A 15,594-nucleotide genomic window follows, 5' to 3' on the forward strand; every position below is an offset into this window, starting at 1 on the left:
AGGGAACCCGTCCAATGATCTCTCGTCGTCACTTCATGGTCGCATCCGCTGCTTCGGTGGCGCTGGGTGTCGCAACGCCCCCGGTCTTCGCGCTCGACCGCCCCAAGGGCAAGGTGGTGCTCACCGTCAGCGGCAAGATCGGCATCCGCAATGCCGGCACGGCGGCCGAGTTCGACATGGACATGCTGGCCGCGCTGCCGCAGCACTCCTTTTCCACCAAGACGCCGTGGTATCCGGAGGCACGCAAGTTCACGGGTCCGCTGCTGCGCGAGGTGCTGGCCGCGGTCGATGCCCAGGGCAAGACCCTGCGGGCCATCGCGCTCAACGAATACAAGGTCGACCTGCCGCTTGGCGATGCACTGAAGTTCAATCTGGTGCTCGCCCGCCTGATGGACGACAAGCCGATGCCGGTGCGCGACAAGGGGCCGCTGTTCATCATCTACCCGTTCGACTCGGACGAGACCCTGCGGGCCGAACGCTACTACAGCCGCGCCGCCTGGCAGGTCAAGACCATCGACGTGCTTGAATGAACGGCGACGCCGCGGCCGAGCCTGTCGCTGCGAGGGCGCCGACTTCCCGGGTCGGGCGCCTGATGGTGCTCATGGTGGTGCTGCTGTCCGCCGTTTTTGGCGGGATCGGCTGGCTGCAGACCCAGTCGCTGGCCTTGCTCAATGCCAATGTCGTCTACCAGGGCGACAACATCGTCTGGAGCTTCTTCCAGCTCGAGACCGAGTCGCTGCGCCTCGGACAGATGCTGCATGACGTCGCCGAGGAGAAGCAGGCCGGCCACCACGAAGCCCTGCGCGAGCGCTACGAACTCTTCGTCAGCCGCATCAGTCTGGTGGAGCCGCACCGCACGCGCGAGGTGATGCCGGAGCTGGAGATGCAGCGCCAGGTCCTGACCCGATTGCGTGATCTGGTGTCGCGCCTGGATCCGCTGCTCGGCCCCGAAGCGCCTGCGCAGATCGACCCGGCCCGCATCCGGGTGTTCCTGCCCGAGTTCGAAGCCCTGGGCAAGTCGGTGCGCGACCTGTCGCTGCTCGCCAACCAGGCCGTGGCCGAGACCATCACCCGGCGCAACGAGGCCGTGCGCGACCAGAACCGCATCGGCATCGGGCTGACGATCTTCCAGTGCCTCATGATCGGTGCATTCGCATTCGTGGTGGTCCGGCAGGTGCGGTCGCTGGAGCAGCGCCGCAGCGAGCTGGAGACGCTGGCCCTCAACCTGCAGGAAGCGCGGGCCGAGGCCGAGCAGGCCAGCCGCACCAAGAGCGCCTTCCTCGCCAACATGAGCCACGAACTGCGCACGCCATTCAACGGCCTGCTCGGGATGATGTCGCTGCTGGATCGCTCCTCGCTGACGGCGCAGCAGCGCGAGTACCTGGGCATCGCGCGCCAGTCGGGCGAGCACCTGCTGACCATCCTCAACGATGTGCTCGACTTCTCGAAGATGGAGTCCGGCCGGCTGGAGATGGTGGCACGGCCGACGGACCTGCGCCAGACCGTCAGCGAGGTGCAGGCGCTGATGGCGCCGCAGGCCCGCGACAAGGCGCTGAAACTCGAAGTCGAGGTGGCGGCCGACCTGCCGGAGGTCGTGCAGGCGGACGCCAAGCGGGTCAAGCAGATCCTGTTCAACCTGCTCGGCAACGCCATCAAGTTCACAGACACCGGCCGGGTGGGTCTGACGGTGGACCGGGGCCACACGTCCACCGGCCGCCCGGGCGTCCGGTTCCGCATCACGGACACCGGCATCGGCATGGGCGAGGAGACCCGCACGCGCCTGTTCCAGCGCTTCAGCCAGGGCGACAACAGCATCAGCCGGCGGTTTGGTGGCACGGGTCTGGGTCTGGAAATCTCCCGCACGCTGGCAGAACTGATGGACGGCGAGATCTCTGTCACCAGCCAGGTGGGCCGTGGCAGCGAGTTCACCGTGGTGCTGCCGCTGGCGGCGCTGGACCCGAGCGCGCTGGTGGCGGCCAGCGGCGGCGGGGCGCCGGTGCGGATCGGTGCGGCGGACTCGCCGGCCCTGCAGCTGTCCGACCGCGCGGTGGCGGACACACCGGCGGCGGGCAGCCTGCAGGTCCTGGTCACGGACGACCACCCGGTCAACCGCAAGTTCATGCAGGTCCTGCTGGAGCGGCTGGGTCACCGGGTGCTGCTGGCGACCAATGGCGAGGAAGCCGTGGTGATCGTGCGCGAGCAGCCTTGCGATCTCGTGCTGATGGACGTGCACATGCCGGTCATGGATGGCCTCACGGCGGCCCGCACGATCCGCAGCCTGCCGCTGCCAGCCTCCCGCGTGCTGATCGTGGCGCTGACCGCCGACGCCTTCGCGGAGTCCCGCGAGCGGGTGCGGCAGTCCGGCATGGACGACTTCCTGGCCAAGCCGGTGCAACTGCACGATGTCGAGGAACTGCTGCGCAAGCACTTCGGCGCACGCGCGGTCGGCAGCATGGGATCGGGCGCATCGCCCGCCGCGGTGCCCGCAACGGCCCCTGCTGCAGCGATGCCGGCCAGCCATGTCTCCAAGGTGGTGGTGGCCACCGCCAGCACGCCGGACAAGCCGGCACGGCGTCGCGTGCGCATCAAGCCGGGCGAGCCGGCACGGGTGCTGGACCTGGCGCACATTGCCGACACCTGTGCGGCCTTGTCTGCCGACGCCTACCGCACGCTGCTGGCCGGGTTCATGTCGGATGAGAGCGCGTCGCTGTCCGGCCTGCTGGTCCTGCTCGAACAGGGCGGTGAAGCGGATGAGCGCGCGAAGGCCGCGCACCGACTCAAGGGCGCGGCGGCCAGCCTGGGTCTGCGGGAACTGGCTGAAACAGCCGGGGCACTGGAGGCCGATGCGGCGTCACTGACCGAAGAGTCTGCGCCGCAGATGGCGCAACACCTGCGCACGCAGTTCGAGACTGCCCGCGAGATGGCGACCAGACTGGGCTGGCTGGTCGCCTGAACGCCTGTCGGGTCGGGTCCGGAGGATCAGGCCGCCGCGACGGAAGCGTGATCGACGCCGCGCATCGGGTCCTGGGCCACGGTGGGGCGCGTGGCGGCCGGGGCGGTGCTCTGGGCATCGGTGCGCGTGGCGCTCCAGCGCTCGACGCTGCCGCGGCGGAAGGTCACGATGATCTGGTTGCCGTAGCTGTCGCGCCAGAGCCAGTCGTTGCCGCGCTCGTTCATGCGCTGGCCCAGGCTGCTGGAGATGGCAAGCACCTCGGCCATGTTCATGCCGTAGGCCAGTTTCGACTGCAGCGTCACGACGCTGTCGACCATGCCCTTGGGGCGGTCCGCCACGTTGCGCAACTGGCGCGATGCGCGGTTGAACTGCAGGATCGACCAGAAGGCCATGACCGTGATCGCCAGAGCCAGACCGGCCCAGCGAAAGGCCCACCAGCCAGCAAGTAGGGCGGATGCCGCCAGGACAGCATTGATGGTGCGTTGAAATGGAACTTTCATGTACCGAATCTTATCGCTGGAGTAGAGGGAAACATTCATCCCGACTGCGTAACCAAAGGTATTAACCCCGCGCATGAGGGGGGGTGATGCCAACGTTACCAATGCGGAAAGTGTACGGGGCTACTGCCTGAAACGATAAATATGGAACAGTTCTTGTCGATTAATTGGCTCGACATGCAACGAATGATCGGCATCCGATTCATTTGATATCAACTGGTTATCAAGCATCGAATGACTTTAGTCACGCCTAGGTCTTCAACCCTAGTGGGCACTTCTAGAAACCGACCCTGACCGCCACCTGAGCCGCGCGCTGCGGCAAGATGCCGCCCCATGATCACGCCCCGCACCAAGCCATCGAGCTTCTTTCCTGAGGAGGCCGCGGACGACCTGTTCGTGGTGCAGCAGCGCAAGGCCAAGCTGGAGGGCTACGTGCAGACGCTGGCGGCGATGGACGAACTGATCGACTTCGCGGCGATGGCCTCGGCGGTGGACAAGGCTTGCCCTCGCGCTGACCGCAGCAAGGGCGGACGCCCGCCGTACCCGACCGAGGCGCTGGTGCGCATGGTGTTCCTGCAAGGGCTGTACAACCTGTCGGACGAGCAGTGCGAGCACCAGGTGCTGGACAGGCTGAGCTTCCAGCGGTTCTGCCGGCTGGACGGCGCGCTGAACATTCCGGACGCGCGCACGCTGTGGAACTTCCGGCAGCGGCTGGCCGAAGGCGGGCTGGGAGGCCGGGCGATTTTCGAGGCGTTGAGCCAGCAGTTGCAGCGGCACGGCTTCATCCCGAGGGGCGGGCAGATCGTGGACGCCAGCATCGTGCAGGCGCCGATCACGCAGGCCAACGCCCGGGAGCGCGAGGCGCTGAACAAGGGGGAGGCGCCCGAGGGCTGGAGCAAGAAGCGCCTGGCGCACACCGACCGGGACGCGCGCTGGACGCAAAAGCACGGCAAGTCGTACTACGGCTACAAGCTGCACGGCAACGTGGACGCACGCTACAAGCTGATCCGCCAGATGAAGATCACGGCGGCCAACGCCGACGACGGACAGCAACTGCCCGACGTGCTGCAGGTGGCGAATACGCGCAAGCGGCTGCTGGCCGACCGGGGCTACGACAGCGCGGCCAACCGCCAGACGCTGCAGCAGCACGGACTGGCCGACGGCATCGCACGTCGCGCCAAGCCAGGGCAGACGGCCAAGGTTCGACTCAAGCAGCGCAACAAGACGATCAACCGCACGCGGGCGCGGGTCGAGCACGTCTTTGCGGCGCTGAGCCAGCAGGGCGGCAAGTGCGTGCGGGCGATGACGCTGGCGCGCAATGCGCTGGCGATCACGCTGCAGTGCGCGGCCTACAACGCACGCAGGCTGGTGTGGCTGGTCAAGAGCGCAGGTCCGTCCGCACAGCCCGCGTGAGGGGCAAAACCCCGTCGCGGGGTACCGCGACGGTGGGGACAGGGGCTCGCCGCCGTCATCCACTGCTCGTCTGAGCTGGATTTGTGCAGGCTCAGACCAGGTTCAGGGCTGCAGGGCCGGTTTCTAGAAGTGCCCTAGTCACTGGGGTTTTGCCCTGCTGATGGAGGATTTGCGCGGCAGAGCCGTTCTGGTAGGAGGGGCTCCACCGCGGGTCCGTCCTCAGGAGAGCTGGCGGACGGTGTCGATCGCCTCTTCGATGCGTTCGACGGGATGCACCGTCAGGCCCTCGATCGGCTTTCTGGGCGCGTTGGCCTTGGGCACCAGGGCGACCGTGAAGCCCAGCTTGGCGGCTTCCTTCAGGCGCTCCTGACCACGTGGCGCCGGCCGCACCTCCCCCGCCAGCCCGACCTCGCCGAACGCGATGAAGCCCTTCGGCAAGGGCCGCCCGCGCAGCGAACTCTGGATCGCCAGCAGCACCGCCAGATCCGCCGCCGGCTCGCTGATGCGCACGCCGCCGACCGCGTTGACGAACACGTCCTGGTCCGCGCAGGACACCCCCGCGTGCCGGTGCAAGACCGCCAGCAGCATCGCCAGCCGGTCTCGGTCCAGCCCGACGCTCAGCCGCCGCGGGCTGGGGCCACCGGCATCCACCAGCGCCTGGATCTCGACCAGCAGCGGCCGTGTGCCCTCCAGCGTCACCAGCACACACGCGCCCGGCACCGGCTCGCTGTGGCTCGACAGGAAGATGGCGCTCGGATTCGCCACGCCCTTGAGGCCTTTCTCGGTCATCGCGAACACGCCGATCTCGTTGACCGCGCCGAAGCGGTTCTTGATCGCACGCACCAGGCGGAAGCTCGAATGGGTGTCGCCCTCGAAATACAGCACCGTGTCGACGATGTGCTCCAGCACACGCGGGCCGGCCAGCGCGCCTTCCTTGGTGACGTGGCCGACGAGCACGATGGTGCAGCCGGTGGCCTTGGCGGTGCGGGTGAGCTGCGCCGCGCACTCGCGCACCTGGGCGACCGAGCCGGGCGCGGAGGTGAGCTGGTCGGAGTAGAGCGTCTGGATCGAGTCGATGACGCAGAACGCCGGCTGCTCCAGCGCGAGCGTGGCCTGGATGCGCTCCAGCCCGATCTCGGCCAGCACGCGCAGCTGCGTGCCGCCCAGCCCGAGCCGGTGCGCCCGCAGCGCGACCTGCGCGCCGGATTCCTCGCCGGTCACATAGAGCACCTTCATCTGGTGCGACAGCGCCTCGGCTGCCTGCAGCAGCAGCGTGCTCTTGCCGATGCCGGGGTCGCCGCCGATCAGCACCACGCCGCCTTCGACGATGCCGCCGCCGAGCACGCGGTCCAGCTCCTCCAGCCCGGTGGGGGTGCGCGCCACCTCGGCGGCCTCGATGTCGGCCAGTGTGGCCACCGGCTGGCTCTTGGCGAGTGCCTGGAAGCGGTTGTTCTTGCTGCCGCCCGCGCCGAGACCGGCCGTGGGCTCGGCAATGGTCTCGTCAAGCGTGTTCCAGGCCCCGCAGTGCGGGCATTTGCCGAGCCATTTGGGATTGGTGCCGCCGCAGTCGCGGCAGGTGTAGATCGTCTTGTCGCGTGCCATGCGGCGGATTGTCCCCTGCGCGCCGTGTGGCAGGATGTGACCATGGAATTCAATACTTGGCTCACTTTCCTGGCTGCTGCCGTGGCGATCAGCCTCTCGCCCGGACCGGGCGCGATCGCCGCGATGGGCGTCGGCCTGAACCACGGGTTCCGCCGCGGACAGGTCATCGCCTTCGGCCTGCTGATGGGGGTGTGGACGCAGACGCTGGTCGTGGGCTTCGGTCTGGGCATGCTGCTATCGACGTCCGAAGTGGCCTTCTCGGTCGTCAAGTGGGTGGGCGCGGCCTACCTCGTCTGGCTGGGCATCCAGCAGTGGCGTGCGCCGGTCCGGCCACTGGTGGCGCCGGCGGGCGAGGCGTCACCGGATGCCCACCGCCATCTCGCGCGCACGCTCTTCCTGCGCGGCTGGATGGTCAACGCGCTCAACCCGAAAGGCACGGTGTTCCTCATCGCCGTGCTGCCGCAGTTCATCGACGCGGCACGGCCGCTGCTGGCGCAGTACCTCGCGATCGGCGCCACCTTCGGCGTGGTCGAATGTCTGGTGATGAGCGGCTATGTGGCGCTGGCGTCGCGCGTGCTGGGCATGCTGCGCCAGCCGCACCACCTGCGCTGGATGAACCGGACCTTCGGCGGGCTGTTCGTCGTCGCGGGGGCCGTGCTGGGGTTGTTCCGGCGCGCCTGAGCGTGGGGCGGGGCGTTACTCCGACGCCAGGCGCCCCCGGCCGCGGGCCGCCTTGGTCGCGCCATGCCGGGTCTTGGACTCCAGTCGCCGGAGTTTCGAGCCGTGGGTCGGTTTCGTGGCCCGGCGTGACTTGGGCACATGGGCGGCGCGGTCGACCATGTCCTGCAGCCGGACCAGCGCGTCGGCCTGGTTGCGCGGCAGGCTGCGGTGGTCCTGGGCCTTGATGACGACCACGCCATCACTGCCGATGCGGCTGTCGGGCAGCGCCAGCAGACGCTCCTTGACCGCCTCGGGCAGCGACGAGGCGCGGATGTCGAAGCGCAGGTGCGCCGCGCTCGACACCTTGTTGACGTTCTGCCCACCCGCGCCCTGGGCGCGGATGGCCGTGAAATCGACCTCGCGCGGGTCGATCACGGGCGGTTTCATGGCTGCGGCGGCGCGGGGTGGCGCACGGCCTTGAGCCGCTGCTCCATCTCGGTGCGCAGCTGGCGGCGGGCCTGGGCGTTTTCCCAGCGCCGCTTCTCGTCGGCCGAGAACGGGCGCAGGCTGGGCACCTTGGCCGGCTTGCCGTCGTCGTCGACGGCGACCATCGTGAAGAAGCACGAGTTGGCGTGGCGCACGACCTGCGTGCGGATGTTCTCGGCGATCACCTTGATGCCGATCTCCATCGACGAGGTGCCGGTGTAGTTCACGCTGGCCAGCAGGCTGACGAGCTCGCCGACGTGGATCGGCTGGCGGAACATCACCTGGTCGACGCTGAGCGTGACCACGTAGCGGCCGGCGTAGCGGCTGGCGCAGGCGTAGGCGGCCTGGTCGAGCAGCTTCAGGATGGTGCCGCCGTGGACATTGCCGGAGAAGTTGGCCATGTCCGGCGTCATCAGCACCGTCATCGAGAGTTGGTGGGAGGGCAGGTCCATCGGGGCGTCGCGGTGTCCGCAAGGTTGAGCTGACGCGTATCTTGCATCAGCCGTGCCGACCCGCCATGCGGCGCAGCGACGCCGTGCCGTGGCGCGCCACGCCGACGAGGTGGACCAGCACCAGCAGGATCATCAGCTTGGAGCCCAGCCCGTGCAGCAGGCCGGTCCGGTAGTGCAATGCCTTGTTCTCGGCCATCGGCGAGGGCAGCTCGAACCAGCCGAGCACATGGATCGGGCTGCCATCGCTCCAGACCATCAGCGGCCCGGTGACGATCATCAGCGCGAGCACGGCCAGCAGCGCGCCGTGGCCGACCTTTTCCGCCACCCGCGTCCAGCCGGCGGGCGACAACGGGCGCGGGCTGCGGCCCGACACCATCGCCATCAGCCGCCACCCGATGCGCGCGGCCAGTGGCACGAACGCGAACACGCCGATCGCGACGTGCCATGCCCACAGCGCCTTGCGTTCCGGTCCCTTGGGCAGCACGTCCTCGGCGACGATCCCGATGACGAGCATCGTCAGCGTCAGCAGGGCGCCGCCCCAGTGGGCCAGGCGCGAGAAGCGGCCATAGACATCGGGCTGGTCCAGGGTGGGCAGGTGGTTCATGTTGGGCATCGACAGCGGACAGTGGTGTCCGAGGATTGTGCCGATCAGGCTGAACCGGACATGTCCTGCGCGCTGTCCACCACCCGGACAGGGACCCGCAGCGCCAGCGCGCACATCAGCTCGTAGCCGATCGTGCCCGCCGCGTGCGCCACCTCGTCGATGGGCAGCACGCTGCCATCCGGGCCGTTGCCCCAGAGCGTGACCTCGCTGCCGACCTCGGCCAGCGGCACCGGCGTCAGGTCCACCGCCAGCATGTCCATCGAGACCCGGCCCACCGTCGTGGTGCGCACGCCGTCGACCAGCACCGGCGTGCCGGTCGGGGCGTGGCGCGGGTAGCCGTCGGCGTAGCCGCAGGCGACGATGCCGATGCGCATCGGGTGCTCGGCGCGGAAGCGGCTGCCGTAGCCGACGGTGTCGCCGGGCTGCAGCGTCTGGGTCGAGATCAGCCGGGAGCGCAGGGTCATCGCCGGCGCGAGGCCCCAGTGGGCGATGTCGTGTTCCGGGAAATCGGGCGCGCTGCCGTAGCTCAGGATGCCGCTGCGCACCCAGTCGGCGCGCACGTCGGCCGCCTCGGCGTGGCGCAGGATGGCCGCGCTGTTGCTCAAGCTGCGCTCGCCGGGCAGGTCGTGCGTGGCGGCGTGGAAGGCGGCGACCTGGTGCGCGATGCCGCGCGGGCCGTCGGCGTCGGAAAAGTGGGTGACCAGCGAGATCTCGTCCACCTGCGGCAGCGCGTTCAGCCGGGTCCACGCGCTGCGCAGGTGCGCCCCGGTGAAGCCCAGCCGGTTCATGCCGCTGTTCATCTTGAGGAAGACACGGTGCGGCTGGTGCGTCTTGTGCGCGGCGAGCCAGTCGATCTGCGTCTCGTGGTGGACGACGTGCCAGAGGTTCAGCCGCGAGCACAGCTCCAGGTCGCGCGGCTCGAAGCAGCCTTCCAGCAGCAGCACCGGCCCGCGCCAGCCCAGGTTGCGCACGCGCTGCGCCTCGTCCAGGTCCAGCATCGCCAGACCATCCGCGCCGAGCAGACCCGGCCAGATGCGCTCGATGCCATGGCCATAGGCATTGGCCTTGATCACGGCCCACAAGCGGGCATCGCCGGCATGGCGGCGGGCGACCTGCAGATTGCTGGCCAGGGCATCGGGATGGAGGAGGGCTTCGATCGGGCGTGGCATGGCGAAAGATTGTGCCAGCCCTCCGCGACCTGAGGATTTCACCAGAGGTGCCCGCAGGGGCGCATGCTATAACCGCGCCGCACCGCAGTGGCGCCCGTCGCCGGCTGGTCTGTCCCTGTTTTCTGTCCCTGTCCCCCGTTCCTACATCCACTTCCAACAGAGCCGTCTCAGCCGGATGAAAAAAGGCTTCCACACCATCATGTCGGCGCAGTTCTTCAGCTCGCTGGCAGACAACGCCTTGTTTGTCGCCGCGGTCGAACTGCTCCGGACTTCCGGCTCGCCTGAATGGCAGCGGGCCGCGCTGGTGCCGATGTTCGCGCTGTTCTATGTGATCCTGGCGCCCTTCGTGGGGGCCTTCGCCGACGCAGTGCCCAAGGGCAAGGTGATGTTCTTCTCGAACACCATCAAGGTCATCGGCTGCCTGATGATGCTGTTCGGGACCCACCCGCTGGCCGCCTACGCGATCGTCGGCCTGGGGGCTGCGGCCTACTCGCCGGCCAAGTACGGCATCCTGACCGAACTCCTGCCGCCCTCGCAGCTGGTCAAGGCCAATGGCTGGATCGAGGGGCTGACGATCTCCTCGATCATCCTGGGCGTGCTGCTGGGCGGGCAGCTGGTGGGGCCGCACATCGCGCCGAGCCTGCTCGCCTTCGACTTCCCGCTGCTGGACCTGGGCATCGACACGCCGCCCGAGGCCGCCATCGCGTCGCTGGTGTTCCTCTACGTCATCGCCGCGGTGTTCAACCTCTACATCCCGCGCACGGACGCGCCGCTGCAGCCACTCTCCAGCGATCCGGTCGCGCTGGTGCGCGATTTCTCCGACTGCAACTCGCGCCTGTGGAACGACCGGCTCGGCCAGATTTCGCTCGCCACGACCACGCTGTTCTGGGGCGTCTCGGGCAACCTGCGCTACATCGTGCTGGCCTGGGCGGCCGCCGCGCTGGGGTATGGCACGACGCAGGCCTCGTCGCTGGTCGGCGTGGTGGCGGTCGGCACGGCCGTGGGGGCCGTGGTGGCCTCGGTGATGATGCGCCTGGAACATGCCACGCGCGTCATGCCGCTGGGGGTGGCGATGGGTCTGCTCGTGGTGCTGATGAACTTCATCGACAACGTCTGGCTGGCCGCACCGTTCCTGATCGTGCTGGGCGGGCTGGGTGGTTTCCTGGTGGTGCCGATGAACGCGCTGCTGCAGCACCGTGGCCACAACCTGATGGGCGCCGGCCGCTCGATCGCCGTGCAGAACTTCAACGAGCAGGCCTGCATCCTCGCGCTGGGCGCGTTCTACACCGGCATGACCCGCGGCGGGCTGTCGGCCTTCGGTGCGATCACGATCTTCGGCCTGCTGGTGGCGGGCACGATGGAGCTGATCCGCCGCTGGCACCGCCGCAACGCGGTCGTGCACCGCGACGAGGTCGATCGCCTGATGGCCATCGCTCGCAGCGACAGCGGGCACTGAACCCGCGTCGGCGCCGGTTCAGAGCGCCATCGGCGCGGTCGGCTGGAACACGCGGTCGAACGTGCGGTCGTGGCGCGCCAGCAGCTGCTCCAGCGCATGGTTGTCCAGCGGGGTGGTGAGGCAGGCGTCGCAATCGGCGAAGGTGGCGCGGATGCGCTCGATCGGCGCCAGCTTCTGCGTCAGCGCCACCACCACCGGGGCCATGCCGGCCAGCGTCGGATGTCGGCGGATGCGGCGGCAGGTCTGGAAGCCGGCCGGGCCACCCTGGCCCACGCCGAGGAACACGAAACCGAACACCAGCCGGCTGGTCAGCGCCACGGCCTCGTCGCTGGTGCGCGTCAGCAGCACCCGGTAGCCGTAGGCGACCAGGCGTTCGCGCAGCAGGCGGCATTCGGCCGGGCTGTTGCTCACCACCAGCACCTGGTCGAGCCGCTGGTCGCCCTCGGCCAGCACCGAGTTGCTGTAGCCGGCGCTGGCGCGGAAGTCCTGCACGTCGTGGTCGTTGAGCGCTTGTTGCCGGGTCAGCCCGCTGGGGCCGGTGGCGGCCAGCCGCAGTCGCGGTGCCAGTCCGGACTCGCGCAGCGCGCGGGCAGCGCGGCGGCTCCTGAGGTCGTCGAGCGCGCGGCGCAGCTGCAGCGCGTCGATCGGGCGGCTCAGGTGGGCGCCGGCGGTCGGGGGCGTTTTCGAGCCGCCGATGAACACCGTGTCGCGCACCCGTCCGGCCCGTCCGACCGCCAGGATCGCTTCCGGCAGGTCCGCATCGGCCACCAGCCAGTCGCAGTCGGTGACCGACTCGCCCACCGTGTAGACCGGCACGGCATCCACCAGGCGGAAGTAGCTTTCCAGCGTTCGGCGCTCGAATGCACTGAAGCCGACGATGGCAATTCGCTGGGCAACCGCACGCATGGGGATCTCCGCTCTGTCTTGTTGGGGTACAGGTCGATTCTTCGAGACGGCCCCGGTAGCGTCAAGGCGGCCATCCCCCTCAATACGATGTGGTACCGACCACCCTTCGAGGTGGAATGCACGGCGGGGGTGGACGATTTTTCCTGATCCGCCCCCGGGTCTCCGGGGACGGGGCTCGGCGGATAATCGCGGACCCCCTCGCAGGAGCACTTTCCATGTTCGAACACGTCGATGCCTATGCCGGCGATCCCATCCTCACGCTGAACGAGAACTTCCAGAAGGACCCCCGGCCGGGCAAGATCAACCTGTCGATCGGCATCTACTTCGACGACGCCGGCCGCCTGCCGGTGATGCAGGCCGTGCGCACGGCCGAGACGGTGATGCTGCAGTCCATTGGTCCTCGCGGCTACCTGCCGATGGTGGGGGCCACCAACACGCGCGAGCAGATCCAGCACCTGCTCTTCGGCGCGGACCACGAGGCCGTGACCAGCGGGCGCACGGTGACGCTGCAGACGCTGGGCGGCTCCGGCGCGCTCAAGGTGGGCGCCGATTTCCTGAAGAAGTACTTCCCCGGCAGCGGCGTGTGGATCAGCGACCCGACCTGGGACAACCACCGCGCGATCTTCGAAGGCGCCGGGTTCGCGGTGAACACCTACCCGTACTACGACCCCGCCACCGGCGGACTGCGCTTCGACGCGATGCTGGAGACGCTGCGCGGTCTGCCGGCGCGCTCGGTCGTGCTGCTGCACGCGTGCTGCCACAACCCGACCGGCGTGGACCTGACGGCGGCGCAGTGGGCCGCGCTGATCCCGGTGCTGGTCGAGCGCGGGCTGATTCCCTTCGTCGACATCGCCTACCAGGGCTTCGGCGACGGCGTGCAGGAAGACGCCTTCGCGCTGCGGGCGCTGGCGGATGCGGGCATCGCCTTCTTCGTCGCCAACAGCTTCTCCAAGAGCTTCTCGCTCTACGGCGAGCGCGTCGGTGGCCTGAGCGTGGTCTGCCCGACGGTGGCCGAGGCCGGGCTGGTGATCGGCCAGTTGCAGGTCGCCGTGCGCAAGAACTATTCGAGCCCGCCGACCCACGGCGGGCAGATCGTCGCCCGCGTGCTGGCGGATGCGGCGCTGCGCCAGTCGTGGACGGACGAGCTGGACGGGATGCGCGTGCGGATCCAGGCCATGCGCGAGCGGCTGCACGCGGTCCTGTCGGACAAGGTGCCGGGGCGTGATTTCAGCTACTTCCTGACCCAGCGCGGCATGTTCAGCTACACGGGGCTGTCGCCGCAGCAGGTCGATGTGCTGCGCGAGACGCACGGCGTCTACCTGGTCCGCTCGGGGCGGATGTGCGTGGCGGGGCTGAACAGCGGCAACGTGGAGCGCACGGCCGAGGCGATGGCCGCCGTGCTGGCAGGTTAAGGCCGCTGCTGCGGACGGGCCTGTGACGACCGCATCAAGGGCTTGCACGCACGCGGCGATGCGGTGGTGGGGGATACCATGGGCGGGCATTGCATTTGCGCCCCGACGGTGGTTCTCCTGTTGCCATTGCTGCTGCCAAACGCCCTTCACTACCCACACGGCTACATGAACACCTTGCTTTTTTCGACGCAGCCCGCTTCCTTGCCCGACGAGGAGACGGACTTCGGTGATCCGGACGGTGGAGATCCGGATCTCGACGGTTCATTGGCTGCGGTGGCTGAGGCGGTCGACGAGGTGGTCACCCCCGGGTGCACGGCCGTGGCGGTCCACGAAGCACAGCTCACCGAATGGATCGACGCCATCGTCGACGGCAACCAGCGTGCCCTCGCGGCGCTGTACGACGCCACGGTGTCGCGGGTCTACGGCCTCGTGCTGCGCATGTTGCGCAAGCCGGCGCTGGCCGAGGAGGTGGTGGAGGACACCTACTTCCAGGTCTGGCGCCAGGCGGTGCGCTTTGACGCGGCACGCGCCAAGGTGATGACCTGGCTGCTGAACATGGCGCGCTCGCGTGCCATCGACACGATGCGCCGCGAAGCCCGGTTCCAGCACGACAGTCTGGACGACGACTCGCTGCCCGAGATGGAGTCCGTCCAGCCGGCTGCAGATGAACTGCTGGAGGCCTCGCGCGACCACGCCGATCTGCACCGTGCGCTGATGCAACTGAGTGCGCAGCCGCGGCAGCTGCTCGCGCTGGCCTTCTTTCGCGGGCTCAGCCACGAGGACATTTCCCAGGAGGTGGCCCTGCCGCTGGGCACCGTGAAATCGCAGATCCGGCGCGCACTGATCAGCCTGCGGCAGCTGCTGGGCGGGAGCGGCTTGCCAGTGCCAGTCTCCTGAGCGCCCACTGTTCCGCCTTGATGCCCTGGATCGTCTGAGAATTCGTCACCATGAACCCGACACCAAAGAACGAATTGCTGCCCATCGGGCGCCCGCCGGCGCTGGTGGATCACGATTTCGAGTTGCTGCTGCAGGAGCCTTTTGCCAGCGCCTGGGAGACCCCGGCGCCGCCGGCCTCCCTGCGCGAGCGGCTGGCGCAGCGTCTGGCCGCATCGAGCGCGGTGTCGGCCCCGATGACCACCCGGCGCCACCGGCGTCTGCCGCGGATGGCCGTGGCCGCCGGGGTGCAGGTGCAGGACCTCTACCGCGCTGCCAGCGACCGTGCCCTGCGGCCGGGCGAGCCGCTGCGGGCGCGGCTGCTGGAGCTGGCGTCCGGTGCCACGGTGCCGGTGCAGGTGCTGGACGATGGCGCTGCCGCCGGGCGTTGCCACCGCGAGTTGCTGGTGCTGTCCGGCCGTGTCGAACTGGCCGGCCAGACGCTGTCCCAGCGCGACTACCACGTCCTGCCCAGCGGCCAGCCGACGCCGACGCTGCATGCGGCCGAACACACGCTGCTCTTCTGGCGCGAATCGGCGCTGGAGGCCCTGCCGGGCGAGGCGGCGCACACCGTGTTCGACGCCTCGGCCGGATGGCCCGAACTCGCGCCCGGCATCCGGCGCCGCATCCTCTGGCAGCGCGGCACCCAGGCGGCCATGCTCTACCACGCCGAGCCCGGCGCCATGCTGCCGCGCCACGACCACGGCCACGACGAGGAATGCCTGATGCTGCAGGGCGAGCTGTTCCTCGACGACGTGCTGCTGCAGACCTTCGACTACCAGCTGGCGCCGGCCGGCAGCGAACACATCGTCACGCAGACCGACACGGGGGTCGTGATTTACGCGCACGGGGACATCGAACTGCATTTCCTGCGCATGTGACCGGTTGGCCGGGCGGGGGGAACTTTGCTGACCTTGACCAAGGTCATGGACAAGCTTTCTCCGCGCAGCAAAATCCCTGCTGCAACGCCTTTGACGCCGAGTACCTGTCGGCCCGGCCTTCCCATCCTGCAACCGTCCGGCCCGCTGCCGGGTGCTGCGTATGCTGTCGG

Annotated in this window: 15 protein-coding genes; 8 read left to right on the forward strand and 7 right to left on the reverse strand. The window is 68.8% G+C overall.

From position 1 onward, the window contains the following. Positions 1-14 precede the first annotated feature (14 nt). A complete protein-coding gene (locus tag BDD16_RS13100) occupies positions 15-530 on the forward strand; it encodes a putative pterin-binding protein (protein ID WP_246332544.1) in 516 nt (171 codons plus the stop codon). Next, on the forward strand, positions 527-2,953 hold the full coding sequence (locus BDD16_RS13105; protein ID WP_179634356.1) for an ATP-binding protein: 2,427 nt from the start codon (positions 527-529) through the stop codon (positions 2,951-2,953). Before BDD16_RS13100 ends, BDD16_RS13105 begins: the two co-directional genes overlap by 4 nt. A gap of 26 nt (positions 2,954-2,979) precedes the next feature. Here BDD16_RS13105 and BDD16_RS13110 read toward each other — a convergent pair whose 3' ends face one another. Beyond that, positions 2,980-3,453, reverse strand: a complete 474-nt coding sequence (locus BDD16_RS13110; protein WP_179634357.1) for a hypothetical protein — start codon at positions 3,451-3,453, stop codon at positions 2,980-2,982. Positions 3,454-3,783: 330 nt separating this feature from the next. On the opposite strand from BDD16_RS13110, the gene BDD16_RS13115 reads away from it, so the two are divergent. Next, a complete protein-coding gene (locus tag BDD16_RS13115) occupies positions 3,784-4,863 on the forward strand; it encodes an IS5 family transposase (protein WP_179632875.1) in 1,080 nt (359 codons plus the stop codon). Between the two features lie 219 nt (positions 4,864-5,082). On the opposite strand, the gene radA is transcribed toward BDD16_RS13115, so the two are convergent. Further along, positions 5,083-6,465 (reverse strand): DNA repair protein RadA, encoded by a 1,383-nt coding sequence (radA, locus tag BDD16_RS13120; protein WP_179634358.1) that lies wholly within the window; start codon positions 6,463-6,465, stop codon positions 5,083-5,085. A gap of 42 nt (positions 6,466-6,507) precedes the next feature. On the opposite strand from radA, the gene BDD16_RS13125 reads away from it, so the two are divergent. Further along, entirely contained in the window at positions 6,508-7,146 is a 639-nt protein-coding gene (locus BDD16_RS13125) for a LysE family transporter (RefSeq protein WP_179634359.1), read from the forward strand. Between the two features lie 15 nt (positions 7,147-7,161). Here the strand turns inward: BDD16_RS13125 and arfB are convergent, their stop codons facing one another. The 4 genes from arfB to alr are packed head-to-tail and all read right to left on the reverse strand — an operon-like array spanning position 7,162 to position 9,836. Continuing rightward, on the reverse strand, positions 7,162-7,572 hold the full coding sequence (gene arfB, locus BDD16_RS13130; RefSeq protein WP_179634360.1) for an alternative ribosome rescue aminoacyl-tRNA hydrolase ArfB: 411 nt from the start codon (positions 7,570-7,572) through the stop codon (positions 7,162-7,164). Continuing rightward, positions 7,569-8,063 (reverse strand): acyl-CoA thioesterase, encoded by a 495-nt coding sequence (locus BDD16_RS13135; RefSeq protein WP_179634361.1) that lies wholly within the window; start codon positions 8,061-8,063, stop codon positions 7,569-7,571. Before BDD16_RS13135 ends, arfB begins: the two co-directional genes overlap by 4 nt. Before the next feature lie 46 nt (positions 8,064-8,109). Further along, the gene (locus tag BDD16_RS13140) at positions 8,110-8,667 is read right to left on the reverse strand and encodes a cytochrome b (protein WP_179634362.1); all 558 of its coding nucleotides are present in this window, start codon (positions 8,665-8,667) and stop codon (positions 8,110-8,112) included. Between the two features lie 44 nt (positions 8,668-8,711). After that, positions 8,712-9,836, reverse strand: coding sequence for an alanine racemase (alr, locus tag BDD16_RS13145; protein ID WP_179634363.1), 1,125 nt, complete (start codon positions 9,834-9,836; stop codon positions 8,712-8,714). 175 nt (positions 9,837-10,011) lie between these two features. On the opposite strand from alr, the gene lplT reads away from it, so the two are divergent. Continuing rightward, entirely contained in the window at positions 10,012-11,292 is a 1,281-nt protein-coding gene (lplT, locus tag BDD16_RS13150) for a lysophospholipid transporter LplT (protein ID WP_179634364.1), read from the forward strand. A gap of 18 nt (positions 11,293-11,310) precedes the next feature. On the opposite strand, the gene BDD16_RS13155 is transcribed toward lplT, so the two are convergent. After that, complete coding sequence (locus BDD16_RS13155) at positions 11,311-12,198, reverse strand: response regulator (protein ID WP_179634365.1); 888 nt, start codon at positions 12,196-12,198, stop codon at positions 11,311-11,313. A 215-nt stretch (positions 12,199-12,413) separates the two neighbouring features. Between BDD16_RS13155 and BDD16_RS13160 the strand changes: the two genes are divergently transcribed. The 3 genes from BDD16_RS13160 (at position 12,414) to BDD16_RS13170 (ending at position 15,424) form a co-directional block, all read left to right on the forward strand. Next, positions 12,414-13,610 (forward strand): amino acid aminotransferase, encoded by a 1,197-nt coding sequence (locus tag BDD16_RS13160; RefSeq protein ID WP_179634366.1) that lies wholly within the window; start codon positions 12,414-12,416, stop codon positions 13,608-13,610. 165 nt (positions 13,611-13,775) lie between these two features. Further along, positions 13,776-14,507 carry a sigma-70 family RNA polymerase sigma factor gene (locus BDD16_RS13165; RefSeq protein WP_179634367.1) on the forward strand — a complete coding sequence of 244 codons (732 nt, stop codon included), beginning with the start codon at positions 13,776-13,778 and terminating at the stop codon, positions 14,505-14,507. 50 nt (positions 14,508-14,557) lie between these two features. Continuing rightward, positions 14,558-15,424, forward strand: coding sequence for a cupin domain-containing protein (locus BDD16_RS13170; RefSeq protein WP_179634368.1), 867 nt, complete (start codon positions 14,558-14,560; stop codon positions 15,422-15,424). The last annotated feature ends 170 nt before the right edge of the window (positions 15,425-15,594 follow it).

The sequence above is a fragment of the Sphaerotilus montanus genome (assembly GCF_013410775.1).
GTDB classification, from domain to species: Bacteria; Pseudomonadota; Gammaproteobacteria; order Burkholderiales; family Burkholderiaceae_C; genus Sphaerotilus; species Sphaerotilus montanus.